Raw genomic sequence first — 14731 nt, forward strand, 5'->3', positions numbered from 1 at the left:
TACAGCTGATGATGAATGGCTTTTTAAGAGGCAGTGAAATACCATAGATAGCCGGTTCAGTTACGCCGAAGAGTCCAGAAATAATTGCCGGGATACTCAACGTTTTGACTTTCTGTTCTTTCGTTTTCAGCATGACACCGATGATCGCTCCTGTTTGAGCAAAAGAAGCAATAAATGACAAGGCTAAAATCGGATCAAATCCATAGACAGTCAAGTTGTTGATCGCGACTGGAACAAGTCCCCAGTGCAGGCCGAATATGACGAGTACTTGCCATAATCCACCAATAACTAAGCCGGCCACAGCAGGGCTGAAGTTGTAAATGGCTAAAGTAGCTGCACCGATCAGGTTGGCTGCAATGTTGGCAACTGGGCCGATAACAATAAATGTGAGGGGGACAGCAATAAGCAACGTCGTAAATGGAACGATGAACAATTTAATGACATCAGGTATAACTTTTTTCATCAGTTTTTCCACTTTTGCTGCAAAGATGACTGCTAAAATGATCGGAATAACTGTAGAACCATAGCCACCCTGAGGCAGGATAACGGGTATTCCCAAGAATTCCAGCACTACCGGTGAAGCAAATAAGGTCCCTTCAAACAGGGTATATAACGTTTCCCCGCCTGACAAACCAGCCATGCTCGGATAGACCAGGGCACCCCCTAATGCCATACCGATAAATGGAGCAAGTCCCATTTTCTTAGCAGCTGTATACCCTAAGAAGATAGGGAAGAAGTAAAACAGGGCATCACCCGTTGCGTTTAATATCTGATAGGTGCCTGACGCTTCAGTCATTAAACCTAAGGCGATGAACAAAGCATTGAACCCTTTGATCATACCAGTAGCGGCAAGTACGCCAAGGACGGGCTGGAAAATCCCTGAAACTAAATCAATGAACCGGTCAAAAGCATTTCCTTTTTCGCCAGAATCATCAGATGACTCCGCTGCGTTCCCTAAGTTGCCTTCTTTTAAGACCTGTTCGTATACATCCGGCACGTGGTTACCGATAACGACCTGGTATTGTCCGCCACTCTTCATGACTGTAACCACGCCATCCATATTTTTCAGCGTTTCTGTGTTCGCTTTCGCTTCATCCTTTAATTTAAACCGTAAACGCGTGATGCAGTGTGTGACGCTGTTGACGTTTTCAGTCCCACCGACATTGTCGATGATTTTTTTGGCGAGTTCTTCGTAAGCCATTTTATTTTCCTTCTTTCTTATATGATTTTTTTATAGTTTTGTTCCCGAATAATCAAAAAACCCAAATCAATAGTCAAGGATACACGTCTGCTCGGGGCAGATACGTGGCTTGACTACCAATTTAGGTTTTGCCTGGTCGAACCAGTCACAATCCATCATTGATAGATTATTTTTCAGTTGTAACGCGCTGGATGTGAATAGTGAGATAGAGCTGTTCATCTTTGGTCAGCGATGTGTTCTCCACTTTCTTCAGGTAATCGTTGATCCTCTCAGTACATTTAAACGCTTTCTTGTATTTATGCTGAATCTGCTGGTAAAGAAAATCATCATTCGATTCCCGCCGTTCCTGATTAAGCAGCCGCCGGGCAAAATACTGCAGATGCGTGATAAAACGTGTATACTGAAACGAGTCTTCATCGAAGGTCTGACCGTAATAGAAGTGGACGATATTAAGGATATCCTGTACGATTTCAGTCATACGGATCGTGACACCTAAATCAGAATCGTCTTCTCTTGCATTCACGATATGCAGAGCGATCGCTGCCGCTTCAGATTCCGGCAACTGGATACCTAACTCCTTCTCGACCAGCTCGATTGCTTTTTTCCCTATTTCATATTCCACTTTATAGAACCGTTTGATCTCCCAGATCAGAGGGGTTTTGATATCAAGACCTTCTTGTGTGCGACTGATCGCATAGCTCAAGTGATCAGGAAGGGTCAAATAGATATGATTGCTTAATCTTAACCTGAGAACACTTTGAGCATATTTGATAACCTTTGTTGCTACTTCCAGGATATCCGGGTCGATATCACGGTAAAGATCCGCTAAATGGTCCATGACGTCCCGGCCTTCAGGGATGAAGGTTTTTTCAACTTTTTCTGACTCGATAACGTCACCGACTCTTTTTTGAAACGCGATCCCTCTCCCCATCACAACTGTTTCCTGATTGGCCTCGTTCAATGTGAGTATGACGTTATTGTTCAATATTTTTTCGATTTTCATTTCAATATACTGCCACCCCCTAAAAATCAATTATAGTAAAAAAATAAACCTAAACTCATCCCAAACCTCCTTCGGGTATACATTTCCCAAAGCAACGTTCTCGGATCAATTTAGGTTTTGCCTGCGTCTTTAAAAAGACCAGTAACAATCCAACTAATTTCCTCTTATTTGATTGTGATTACACTATAGCATGATAAAAATAATCATGCAAGCGTTTTTTTATAAAAATTGATTTACTGAATCCGCTTCACCCATCCAGTCCCCTTTCTTTTAAGTAACTTAAGGAGTTTCACCTGAATACGTTAAAACTCCTTAAGTTTAGCAATGAACTTCAGAAGTGGCTTTACTTATATCTGAGACTCCTTAAATTTAAGGAAGAACTTCAGGAGTTCTCTCCTTTTTCAGCTTGAATCCTTAAGATACACTTCATGCATAAAAAAACACCTTCCAGAATGCAGAAGGTGTTCCATAGCAATGATCAGTCGACTTTTTCGGCTTCTTTACGACGGACAGTGACGGGTTCAGCGTCATCATCATTAGATAAAAGTCTCTCTGCGACCAGCAGCAGGATCGGCAGCAGGATATCGTCGGCATAGCCGACCATTGGAATAAAGTCCGGGATGATATCGACCGGACTCAAGATATACAGGATGATCCCGGCGACCATCAGTTTCTTTTTCGTTTCCACTTTGGCATCAAAAAGAGACAGGGCTAATGATTTGACTTTTGTGATGGGTGTTTTTTGCTGTTTTTTATGAAATTTCATCATGCAGCATCCTTTCATATTAGCTAGGTTTAAATTAAATTAGATATTCGGTTGATTTTTTTTATTAATTTTGTACATAATTAGTATAACATAAAGAGAATTAGAGTAAATACGTCTTAAGGACTGCTTTTTTCAAGTGAAACCTTTCACCTTTACATAAGAGTTTGTATTTTCCGACCTTAACGAGTAGACTTTCGGTCAGTAAACCACTAGAATATATACGTCTACGACTAGTAAAAAAAAGTTTGATCGGATAAATGACTGGAGAATAACGGACTAAATCGTCTATTTCATTCAACATCAATGAAAAAGGAGTGGTCAAGTGACTTGGGATGTACTAAATATTATTGGTACGATGGCTTTTGCGATCAGCGGAACCGTAGTCGCTACTGAGGAAAATTATGATATATTGGGCGCATACATTCTGGGGCTGACTACGGCTTTTGGCGGCGGGCTGATCCGTAACCTGCTGATCGGCGTGACAGTCGACGGCGTCTGGCAGCAGGACACCCTGTTTATGATCGCCTTTTTCGCCATTACTTTCGCCTTTCTCCTTCCAGAAAAATGGAAAAAACCTTTGAAAATAAGTGCCGTCTTATTTGATGCGATCGGTTTAGCGGCTTTCTCCATCCAGGGGGCCAATTACGCAGTCTCGATCAGTGCACCGGTTATCGCTGTAGTGACTGCCGCTGTCATGACGGGGTCTGGGGGCGGCGTTATCCGGGATGTGTTAGCCGGACGCAGACCAATGATTTTTCACTCGGAAATCTATGCTCTTTGGGCTATCCTGGCCGGGCTGATCATTGGATTCGACTGGGTAAGCGGACCGTACATCGCCTACACATTATTCGTGGCCATTGTGGTTCTTCGCATCGCATCTGTCTATTACAAATGGAATCTTCCGCATTATTTTACTGCACAGAAAAAAATCAGTGAAATCGAATAACTGGTTACTAGAAAAACACACGAGTTTCGGACTTTTATCTGATCCGATCACGTGTGTTTTTCTGTATGCTTTCCCTTCTCATTCTGTGTTAAGATCCTGATCGATTTTTCTGCTTGTTCACTCAGCAAAATTTGTTCTAGCGGCCGAACCAGGGCTTACTTCGGTGGATTCAAGGTTTTAAAGCACTTCTAATGACCGAACAGGCTCAACTTCGGTCTGTTTACTTGCTATAAACGGCCCAATTAACCGAAGCCAACGAGAGCTCGCTCTTCCATATAGAACTGATCCGTAAAAAAGCACAAAGTCTACTCAAAGACCTTGTGCTCCATCAGAATTATAATACTTTTGCCAGAAAATCCTGTGTACGTTCGTGTGCCGGCTGCGTGAAGATATTTTCCGGCGTCCCCTGCTCCACGATATACCCGTCATCCATGAACAGCACGCGATCTGCCACTTCACGGGCAAACCCCATTTCATGTGTCACAACGATCATCGTTATGCCGGACTTCGCCAGATCTTTCATGACTTTCAGCACTTCTCCGACCATCTCCGGATCGAGCGCAGACGTCGGTTCATCAAACAGCATCACGTCCGGATCCATGGCCAAGGCACGCGCGATCGCCACACGCTGCTGCTGACCACCAGATAAGCTGGCAGGATACGCATCGGCTTTATCCCCCAGCCCCACCTGATCAAGGAGCTTTACAGCTTTATTGTCTGCTTCCATCTGGTTCACGCCTTTCGATTTTACCGGTGCGATCGTCAGATTTTCCTTAGCCGTTTTATGCGGAAAGAGATTGAACTGCTGGAAAACCATGCCCATCTTCTGGCGCAGCTGATTCATTTCTTTTTCCTTTAGTCCCGTAAGCGTGGTGCCTTCGAACACGATTTCCCCACCCGTCGGTTCTTCCAGCAGGTTCAGGCAGCGCAGGAAGGTCGATTTCCCCGATCCTGAAGGTCCGATGACCACCACGACTTCTCCCTGACTGACCTCTTCGTTTAAATCCTTCAAGACAACATTTTTTCCAAATGATTTTTTCAGATGATTCACTTTAATCATGATTCATTCTCCCCTCGTAGAAGTTCAGCAGTTTTGTCAAAGTAAACGTCAGTGCAAAGTATATCAGCATGGCCACGAACAGCGGCAGGATGCCCTGGAAGGAAATCGAACGGACCACTCGTGTCTGAAAGATCAGTTCCCCGACACCGATGACGGATACGATCGATGATTCTTTGATAATGGTAATAAATTCATTTCCCAGTGCCGGCCAGATATTTTTCACAGCCTGCGGGAAGATGATGTGGCGCATTGCTTCCTTCTTGCTCATCCCCAGACTTCGCGCCGCTTCTTCTTGACCTTTGTTGACTGAATTGATTCCCCCTCTGATGATTTCAGCAATATAAGCACCCGAATTAAGTGAAACGGCAATGATCCCAGCTGCCAAAGCAGGGAGATTGACGACTAGACCCGAGGCAAAGTAAATGAACATCACTTGGATCAGAAGTGGCGTACCACGCACAAATTCGACATAAGCAGTTGCCAGACCTTTTAATACCAAGGATTTTGAAAGGCGCATCAGAGCTAAAATAAACCCTAGTATAAGACCAACTAAAACTGAAACTGCAGATATCAGTAGCGTGATTGACGTCCCGTCCCAGAAGTAATCCCAGTAATTGGCGGCAAATCCGCTCTCTTCCGCTTCACTGTCTTCTGACTGAGCCATGTATTCTCCGGCCACTGCCAAATATTCGTCTGTCAGATTCTGTTCTGCGATCTCAGCCAGGCTCTCATTGACTGCAGCGACCAGCGAATCTTCCCCTTGTCTGAAAGCGACAGCTGACCCCGCATCATCGTCTTCCATTTCAAACGCGCCGACAAAGGTATGCAAATCTTCATCATTGCCGGCATGTGCTTCCGCATTAGGTCCCTGCATGACCATGGCCTCGATACGGTTCGTTTTTAAAGCCAGCAGCAGATCGCTTAAGTTAGTCAGGCTCATGAGTTCAGCATCTTCTATCTGTTCCGCCAGCCCTTCCTGAAGCGAGCCCGACTGAACGCCGATAGGTAGCCCTTTGAGGGATTCCAAAGAAGTATAAACTTCTTCATCCTCAGCTCTCACCATGATATTCTGGAATGTCTTGAAGTATATTTCTGAAAAGTCGACACTCTTGCGACGCTCTGCTGTCGGCGTCATCCCTGCAATGACGATATCGACGTTTCTTGCTTCTAAAGCGGGCAGCAGACTGTCAAAGCCGATATCCTGAATTTCCAGCTCAACACCCAAGTCGTCTGCTATCTTCTGTGCGATCATCATGTCCATCCCCACGACTTGACGCTCCCCGTCCACCTCCGCATAAAATTCAAACGGCGGAAAGTCGGCGCTGGTCCCCACGACCAGTACGCCTTCGTCCTGCACACGTTTCAGAGCTGACCCGTCTTCTGCCGAAACGACATCAGAAGATACGAACAGTCCGGTCCATAGCAGTATCATTAGAAGTATTCCCTGTATGCCTTTTTTCATTCTCATTCTCCCCTTTGTTATCTTTCGTTGAGCAACTTAGAAAGAATCATACCATCGTTAAAATAATTATGCAATATAAATGTTGAAAAAGAATAAATAATAACGTTTTCACGTAATTTATGAATATTAAATGTATATTAACTCATGAATATCCACTTCGTCGATATCGCTTATCGACTCATCAAGAAGAACCACTTTTCCGTGCTTAAGGTAGTTCAGATCATTTGATTCGAAGGTAATACAGCGAATTACCCTATTTGACTTATAATCCTTGGTGAATACTATCGTTGTAGGCAGCATTCGACGCACTCACTGCTTATTCTCTCTCGGTACGTCCTTTGCGGGCTCCATTCGACGTACTCACTGCTTATCTTCTCTCAGTACGTCCTTTGCGGGCTCCATTCGACGCACTCACTGCTTATCCTCTCTCAGTACGTCCTTTGCGGGCCGCATTCGACGTGCTCACTGCTTATTCTCCCTCAGTACGTCCTTTGCGGCTGGCATTCGACGCACTGCCAGCTTATTCCTTCTCAGTAGTACCATTGTCGACCAGATCACTAAAATCTTCCTCATTCATAACAAAAAAAGAAGGAATGAGCATGGTCTGCTCATTCCCACTTCTTATTAAATCTTTTCTGTTTGAATCTATTCGACAGGGGCCTAAAGAACTGCATATAAATTCATATTAGCACTTTCAAGAACGACACGCAGTAGATGCTTTCTTTTATGCCGAGCAACCCCAAGCCAGTTTATTGCGGAAAAAAACCTGCAGGATGACTTCGAAAAGTCGCTGCAGGTTTCACCTTTTATTTAGTTAGTTGGTTTCAGATATTTCTGCTTCGATGCCGAAATGATCGCTGACGACTTGACCGTTCTGACCATCAAAGACCACACGGTAGCGGTCGATTCTTTTTCTGTTATCTGTGAAGATGTAATCGATCCGCTTTTCATCCGGATGATCATTCCAGCCGTCGATGGCGCTGATCACTGTCGCGTCTCCGTTTATTTCCATCGCTTGCGCATAACTATCCGAGAGGAAAGGCGCCGTCACTGTGACATAGTCGTAACCTTCCCCTTTTATCGCTGCTTCATTATTGAAATCGCCCATGACTAACAAAGAAGTTTCTTTATCGCCTTCAAGCAGATGCCGGGTTTTATCCCATTCCTTCCTGAACAACGCACGGCCTTTCCCGTCTTTCCACCAGGAGTAGTGGCAGGAAAGCACCGTCCATTTGTTAGGCGCTTCTTCGACCGAAGCTTTCAGTATACGGCGGGTATAGTGGTGGGTGTAATCCTGGCAGTCCGACACCAGCAGACTTTCTGCTTCAAAAGGCAGCCGAGAGAGGATCGCGACACCTTCATCATATTTGTCATACCCGATATGATTAGCCGTCCAGCTCCAGTAATAATCCAGACCTCTCTCCCTCAATCCTTCAACGATCAGCAGGGCAAAGTTGTCGGCTTTGACCGCCACCCCCGGATCATCACCTCCCGCTTTGATGAAGCCGGGATCCACTGCCACTTCTGCATCCAGTGACTGGTTGATTTCCTGAAGCGCAACGAATCGATAGACCTTCGCTGCGATCCTGTCGACGATTTTTTCGATTTTATCATAGGGATCCTCTTCCATCCACGCATGAGTATTCAGAGTCAGAACCTTCATCGCACACTCTCCTTGGCTGAATCAGTTTATATGACTGATACTGACTGTTAATTATCAGTCATTTTCAGCAGTCAGTTCGAATGACTGACCTTCTTCAAGATGATGTCAAAATTTCTGTCAAGTTTCACTATAGTTTATCTCTTATTCGACACTTCATGTCTATTATATACTTATTGATCGTCCAGATGATAGTAGTTTGGATCATGCCAGACTTTCTGTTTGGCCACTTTATATACCCGCGCTTCATACGGACGTAACGCCATGCGCGTATTTAATTCATCTCTAACCTTATAGTTGCTCAGTTTCATCGCTCCGAGTTCCAGTTCTTCCGTCAGGTCAAGCGATGTCGGCTGATTGAAAAGGTTGACGATGACAGCATATTCCACGCCGTCGTAGGACCTTAGATAGGCATAGACATGATCGTGTTCTTTCGCGATCAGTTCATAGTGTCCGTAAATCAGTGTGGGTGTGGTTTGTCTCATCTGAATCATCTTTTTGTAGTAGTAGTAGATCGAATCCGGATCGTTCAAAGCTTGCTCGACATTGATATCCGGATAGTTGGGGTTTACACCCAGCCACGGCTCACCAGTCGTAAAGCCGGCTTCCGGTTCATTGGACCACTGCATCGGTGTACGCGAATTGTCGCGCCCATTTTTCCAGATGTAAGCCATGATCTCGTCATGCGTCTGGCCGTTTTCGGTCTCGATCGCATACATATTCTTCATGCCGACATCGTCATAGTCTTCGATCGAATCAAACTGAACATTGGTCATTCCGATTTCTTGTCCCTGATAGATAAAGGGCGTGCCCTGCATGAAGAAGTAGAAGGTGGCAAGTGCTTTGGCTGACGTCTTTCTCAGGTCCCCATCATTGCCCCAAGTCGATACCGAACGGGCCAGATCATGGTTTTCGATGAACAGGGCATTCCAGCCGCGACCGTCCAGACCGCGCTGCCAGCGGGTCATCACTTCTTTCAGTTCATGGATATCCAGTCCATCACCGTTCGCTCCCCAGAGTCCCAGATGTTCGAACTGGAAGATCATGTTGAAGTAGCCATTTTCTTCACCGACCCATCGGTCCGCATCCTGTATCGTGACACCATTCGCTTCACCGACCGTCATGACGTCATAGTTACTGATTGTTCGCTCGGCAAATTCTGACAAGAACAGATCGATCCCGGACTGGTTCATATGTCCGTCAAAGGAGGGCACGTATGTCTTGTTCAGTGGATTCGGCATATTCGGAAAGCCGTTTTTCTTCTTGATATGCGAAATGGCATCGATCCGGAAGCCATCGATTCCCTTGTCCAGCCACCAGTTCACCATTTCATACAGCTTTTCACGAACTTCTGCGTTTTCCCAGTTCAGATCCGGCTGCTTTTTTGAAAAGACATGCATATAGTACTCTTTGGACTGTTCGTCATACTCCCAGACCGAACCGCCGAAGATCGATTCCCAGTTATTGATTTGAGAACCATCCGGTGTCCCCGGATGCCAGATGTAATAGTCCCGGTATGGGCTGTCTGTAGAGGAACGGGCTTCGACGAACCAGTCGTGCTCATCCGACGTGTGGTTGATGACGAGATCCATAATGATTCGCATACCGCGCTTATGGGTCTCTTCCAGCAGGTCGTCAAAATCTCTCATCGTGCCGAATTCATCCATGATGGCATGGTAATCACTGATGTCATAGCCATTATCGTCATTGGGCGACTGATAGATCGGGCTGACCCAGATCACATCGATGCCTAACTCCTTTATGTAATCGAGCTTTTCTATGATCCCACGAAGGTCACCGACCCCATCGCCATTGGAATCATAAAAACTGCGCGGGTATATCTGATACGCCACGGCTTTTTTCCACCATTGTTTCTTCATCTTGCTTTTCACACTCCTATGTAAACGTTAATATTTTGCTGTCTGGTCAAACTTATCTAGATCCCTGCTCTTTTTCAGCAACATCATCTATCTTATAGTCCGGCAGTGCTACATTCAATACTTATTCTATTGTTAACGGTATCAGGTTACTCAAATGAAAACTGTACGCCCACTTGATTTGTGGAGGAACGAGGATCACATACTGATAGATGCATCGCGTTCACCTTTAACCTTCTTAACTTTTGAACGTCGTCTATGACAAAAAGATTTGAGATTTCTACAATTCAAAAAGGTTCCCGCTTTTGGCAGGAACCTTCTTCAACTTGCTGATCCTTTTTTCTGTAGTCACAACAGGATCCAGAGCATTGGCAAAAGCCCGGCAACCGTTATCTCAACATGAATCATCCCACTTTTTCTTCGGCGGTTTCTATGATGGGTATCGGTCCGACAGCTTATACACGCGTGCTTCATAGGGTTTCAACTGCAGGGTGTCAGTCACTGCAGCATTAGAATAATAATTAGAGAGAAGCAGCTCTTCAATTTCCAAATCCTCGTCCAGACTGAACTCAGCGGGTTCATTGAACAGGTTGACGATCACAGCATAACGCTCACCGTCATATAGTCTCAGATACGCAAAAACCTGCGGGTGTGCTTCTGCACGCAGTTCGTATGACCCATAAACAAGGGCAGGCGTACCTTTTCTCAGTTTGATCATTTTTTTATAATAATGAAATATCGAATCCGGATCATTTACCGCTTCTTCGACGTTGATCTCAGAATAATTGGGATTCACTCCAAACCATGGCGTTCCGGTCGTGAAACCGGCGTGGGGTTCGTTTGACCATTGCATCGGCGTGCGTGCATTATCCCGCCCATTCTTCCAGATGTAGGACATCATTTCTTCATGGGACATTCCATTTTTCGTTTCATAATCATACATGTTGATCATACCGGTATCATTGTACTCTTCAATAGAATCAAAGCGCACGTTCGTCATGCCGATTTCCTGACCTTGATAGATAAAAGGCGTCCCCTGCATAAGGAAATAGAAGGTGGCGAAAGCTTTTGCGGATGTTTTTCTCAAATCCGTATCGTCTCCCCAGGTCGAGACACTTCTGGGCTGATCATGATTCTCAAGAAAGAGCGCATTCCAGCCTTGGCCTTCGAGCCCAGTCTGCCATTTCGTCATGGCTTTCTTCAACTCTTCCATATCCAGCTTGCCCTCTTTGGCTTTCCACAATCCGAGGTGATCAAATTGGAAGATCATATTAAAATACCCGTCTTTTTCTTCCACCCAATGTTTCGCGTCTGCAAATCCAGCACCGCCGGCCTCTCCAACTGCCATAACATCATAGTTTTTAATCGTCCTCTCTGCAAATTCGGACAAAAATTCATCGATTCCAGGCTGATTGGCATGTCCGCCATTTGACTGGACGTACTTCTGATGTTGAGGATTCGGCAGATCAGGAAAGCCTTCTCTCTTTTTGATATGCGTGATCGCATCGACACGGAAGCCGTCGATCCCTTTATCAAGCCACCAGTTGACCATGTCATACAAATGCTCACGCACCTTGGGATTTTCCCAGTTTAAATCGGGCTGTTTTTTTGAAAAGATGTGCATATAGTATTCCTTCGTCTGGTCGTCCTGTTCCCAGACGGATCCGCCGAAAAAGGATCCCCAGTTGTTGATATCGGAACCATCCGGCCTGCCCGGGTGCCAGATATAAAAATCACGGTAAGGATTTTCTTTGGAGGATCGGGACTCAATAAACCACTCGTGTTCGTCCGATGTATGGTTGATCACCAGATCCAGGATGATTTTCATTCCGCGCTTATGTACTTCATTAAGCAGCTCATCAAAATCAGCCATGTTTCCAAACTCATCCATGATGTCGTAAAAATCACTGATATCGTAGCCATTGTCATCATTGGGGGACTGATAGATCGGATTGATCCATATCACGTCTATCCCCAAGTCTTTTAAGTAATCAAGTTTTTGAATGATCCCCTGCAGGTCACCGATCCCATCCCCATTGGAATCATAAAAGCTGCGCGGGTAAATCTGATAAGCAACTGCTTCTTTCCACCATTTGTGTTTCATTTTCAATCCACTCCACATTCTTGGTCAGCATTCTTTTAAATAGACTTCTACCATTATTTTTATAGTATAGCGCACTCATCCGTCTTTGAGCAAAATCTGATCATTAATTACCACGCCCTGCTGACTAAAAAAGTTCCTGCCTTGATCGGCAGGACTTTTTTTCCATTCTTTTTATACTTTTCTCATTCTTTTCTTTTAACTAAAACAGCGGCAGTCAAGGCCTCTAAAGTCACTGTCTTGTCCCTCACCGTTACTCCAACCGGCTGGCTGATGGGGGCTGTCCCGGCAGTTTCCGCATCTGCGAGCACTTCAGCCCCAGACAGATCTGTATCGATCGTCAATGTACGAGGTGTTTCGTCGGCATTGACAAAGACATAATAAATGTCTCCCTTTGAATCTTCTGCATGGTAGCCGATGACCAGATCCTTCTCGCTGATTTCCGGTGCATCGACCAGTGAAACCATGTTTTCGATTTCTTCCAGCGTTCCTTTCCGGAAGGCATCGGTACTTTTTCTTAACTTGATCAATCCGGCGGTGTATGCTTGGGTCAAGGTATGGATAGGATAGTCTTCTTTATTCACAGCTTTATTCCAGTCGAACCTGTTGACCGCATCGCTGGAATAGACAGAATCATGAATGAAATACGGATACTCAAACGGTTTGCCTTCTTTATCCGTCATAAAGACGGAACGGTCCGGTGTTTTTTCCTCTGAAACGCGCTGAGTGAAACGGTCATCTCTGAACTGCTTCGTCCGTCCATACTCCTGTCCGGCGTGGAGGAACGGGATTCCTTGGGCAGTCAGCACCATCAAATTCCCCAGGCGGATCCGTCTGTGTATTTCTTCCTGATGGTATTCTGGATCTTTCTGGATAGACTGCACGATGACATCATGCAGTGTGAGGTTGTCATGGGCACCGATATAAGGGACCACACTCCCCGGATCTACTGCATTGAAGTTATGCGGTCGAGCTGTCAGGTTGTCAAAGATACGCTGGATCGACCGCGGTCCTCCAGTCAGGAAACTCGGTTCCCCTTCATTCTGAAAACCGGATTTCAGCTCATTACGGAAGTCATCAGAAAACGAAGCCACCCCGTCAGTGTGCTGCATCCAGTCCTGATCGGCAGGCATGACCTCTTCATCGCCTTCATCACCGACAAATGTGCGCCAGCCTTCTCCGATCATCAGAATGTCGGGATTCAGTTTTTTCGCTTCGTCAAAGGCCATTTGAATACTTTCTGCATCATGGTCACCCATCATGTCGAACCGGAAGCCATCGACTTTGTAGTTTTCAACCCAATGCATGACGGAATCCACGAGAATACGGCGCGCCATCGCATGGGTGGTGCCCAGCCGCCCACCGCCGAAACTGGTGCGCGGGGTCCCGTCTGCATCCATGAAATGATAGTAGTTCGGCTCCAGGTCCTCGAAAATATGTTCACGGGCGGTATGGTTATAAACGACATCTAATATAACCCCCATCCCACGCTGATGTATCGCAGCGACCAGGTTTTTAAACTCCTCGATACGTTTTTCCGGATCTTGCGGATCTTCGGAATACATCCCGGTCAAAGCAAAGTAACTCTGGGGATCATACCCCCAGTTATAATTCACGCCGTTGGAAGCATAATCCAGCAGACGCTCAGTGTTTTTCAATTCGTTGATGAAGTAGTAACTCATGACCGGCAGCAGCTGGATGTGCGTGACACCTAAACTGCTAATATAGTCCAGTTTTTCGATAAAGGCACTGAATGACCCGAACGGACTATTCAGATCATTTTCGATCGACGGATCAGATGTAAAGTCTCTGACATGGATTTCATAAATCACCGCATCTTCACGTTTTTTGTATCCCTCGATTTCGGCATAATCGAGCTCAGGTCCGACAGTCCCCGGGTTCACAATAGCCGCTTTTGCAATACGATCATCTGGATCGGTACTGTTCCAGGCTGCCAGTGAACTGGCGTATGGATCGAGAGCCAGTACAGATCTGCCTTCTCTTTCGATGGCATAATGATAAAAGTATCCTCTCATTTCAGCACGTCCGGTATTTTCTTGATTCAGGAGAACTCTCCATACGCCGGATCCCACCCCTTCCATAGCGATGTCAGTTTTCACTACACGAGTCTGATCTGCTTTATCATACAGGATGACCCGGACAGCCTCCGCACTGGGAGCCCAGACGCTTAGCGTGGCAGTCCCGTCTTCATGGAGACAGGCGCCCAATTTCCCCTCGTAGGCATACAGACTGTCCTTGAGTTTCCATCCTGTCAAAGCGGAACGTTCATTGTTCTTAAAGTGAACGGTATAGGTGTTGTCTTGCACATTAAAGGTACCTGTTATGACCACTTTATCCTTGTCTCTATTTAGTGCTAATGATTTTACGGCTGCTTTTTCTCCTTGACTGTTCCTTATTTTCAGACCCTGCTTTATCTCTTCTAGATTTAAAGATTCAATTGAGTCAAAAAAGATATTCATCTGACTTTCTGAAATGACTATGGCACCAGTCAGGCTGACTGATGAATTATTTTGTGAGCGCGTGTTGATAGTATCCTCTCCTTTTACATAAAATCAGTATACTCCATTCCATCTTTTGGAAACAGAAACGGGCACTCTCCTCAAGTGCCTGTTGCACAGACGAGGAGAGTGCCGT

General features: G+C 45.5%; 9 protein-coding genes and 1 pseudogene. 1 reads left to right on the forward strand and 9 read right to left on the reverse strand.

The window, feature by feature from the left end; all coding sequences use genetic code 11:
• The 3 genes from BM049_RS09800 to BM049_RS09810 form a co-directional block, all read right to left on the reverse strand.
• Positions 1–1201: PTS transporter subunit EIIC (locus BM049_RS09800; protein ID WP_177188678.1), on the reverse strand; the 1201-nt coding region annotated here is incomplete at its 3' end.
• A 166-nt stretch (positions 1202–1367) separates the two neighbouring features.
• The gene (gene licT / locus BM049_RS09805; RefSeq protein WP_091531120.1) at positions 1368–2204 is read right to left on the reverse strand and encodes a BglG family transcription antiterminator LicT; all 837 of its coding nucleotides are present in this window, start codon (positions 2202–2204) and stop codon (positions 1368–1370) included.
• A 478-nt stretch (positions 2205–2682) separates the two neighbouring features.
• On the reverse strand, positions 2683–2970 hold the full coding sequence (locus tag BM049_RS09810) for a YkvA family protein (RefSeq protein WP_218147246.1): 288 nt from the start codon (positions 2968–2970) through the stop codon (positions 2683–2685).
• A 322-nt stretch (positions 2971–3292) separates the two neighbouring features.
• Here BM049_RS09810 and BM049_RS09815 point away from each other — a divergent pair, with 322 nt between their 5' ends.
• Entirely contained in the window at positions 3293–3916 is a 624-nt protein-coding gene (locus tag BM049_RS09815) for a trimeric intracellular cation channel family protein (RefSeq protein ID WP_091531125.1), read from the forward strand.
• A gap of 334 nt (positions 3917–4250) precedes the next feature.
• Here BM049_RS09815 and BM049_RS09820 read toward each other — a convergent pair whose 3' ends face one another.
• The 6 genes and pseudogenes from BM049_RS09820 to BM049_RS09845 all read right to left on the reverse strand — a co-directional run.
• Positions 4251–4976 (reverse strand): amino acid ABC transporter ATP-binding protein, encoded by a 726-nt coding sequence (locus tag BM049_RS09820; RefSeq protein ID WP_091531128.1) that lies wholly within the window; start codon positions 4974–4976, stop codon positions 4251–4253.
• Positions 4969–6438, reverse strand: a complete 1470-nt coding sequence (locus BM049_RS09825; RefSeq protein WP_177188679.1) for an ABC transporter substrate-binding protein/permease — start codon at positions 6436–6438, stop codon at positions 4969–4971. The genes BM049_RS09820 and BM049_RS09825 overlap by 8 nt, the downstream gene beginning before the upstream one ends.
• An 814-nt stretch (positions 6439–7252) precedes the next feature.
• Complete coding sequence (locus BM049_RS09830; protein ID WP_091531133.1) at positions 7253–8101, reverse strand: endonuclease/exonuclease/phosphatase family protein; 849 nt, start codon at positions 8099–8101, stop codon at positions 7253–7255.
• A gap of 170 nt (positions 8102–8271) precedes the next feature.
• Positions 8272–9978 (reverse strand): glycoside hydrolase family 13 protein, encoded by a 1707-nt coding sequence (locus BM049_RS09835; RefSeq protein ID WP_091531134.1) that lies wholly within the window; start codon positions 9976–9978, stop codon positions 8272–8274.
• 427 nt (positions 9979–10405) lie between these two features.
• Positions 10406–12079 (reverse strand): glycoside hydrolase family 13 protein, encoded by a 1674-nt coding sequence (locus BM049_RS09840; RefSeq protein ID WP_091531137.1) that lies wholly within the window; start codon positions 12077–12079, stop codon positions 10406–10408.
• A 200-nt stretch (positions 12080–12279) separates the two neighbouring features.
• Positions 12280–14631: pseudogene (locus BM049_RS09845) on the reverse strand (pullulanase); the annotation flags it as partial.
• Positions 14632–14731: the final 100 nt, after the last annotated feature.

It is taken from the genome of Alkalibacterium subtropicum, assembly GCF_900112455.1.
Lineage (GTDB): Bacteria > Bacillota > Bacilli > Lactobacillales > Carnobacteriaceae_A > Alkalibacterium > Alkalibacterium subtropicum.

Bases quoted from the DNA above. Each gene is read 5' to 3' on its own strand.
- BM049_RS09825 (WP_177188679.1), bottom strand. From the start codon at position 6,438: ATGAAAAAAGGCATACAGGGAATACTTCTAATGATACTGCTATGGACC.
- BM049_RS09810 (WP_218147246.1), bottom strand. From the start codon at position 2,970: ATGAAATTTCATAAAAAACAGCAAAAAACACCCATCACAAAAGTCAAA.
- BM049_RS09840 (WP_091531137.1), bottom strand. From the start codon at position 12,079: ATGAAACACAAATGGTGGAAAGAAGCAGTTGCTTATCAGATTTACCCG.
- BM049_RS09820 (WP_091531128.1), bottom strand. From the start codon at position 4,976: ATGATTAAAGTGAATCATCTGAAAAAATCATTTGGAAAAAATGTTGTC.
- BM049_RS09830 (WP_091531133.1), bottom strand. From the start codon at position 8,101: ATGAAGGTTCTGACTCTGAATACTCATGCGTGGATGGAAGAGGATCCC.
- BM049_RS09835 (WP_091531134.1), bottom strand. From the start codon at position 9,978: ATGAAGAAACAATGGTGGAAAAAAGCCGTGGCGTATCAGATATACCCG.
- licT (WP_091531120.1), bottom strand. From the start codon at position 2,204: ATGAAAATCGAAAAAATATTGAACAATAACGTCATACTCACATTGAAC.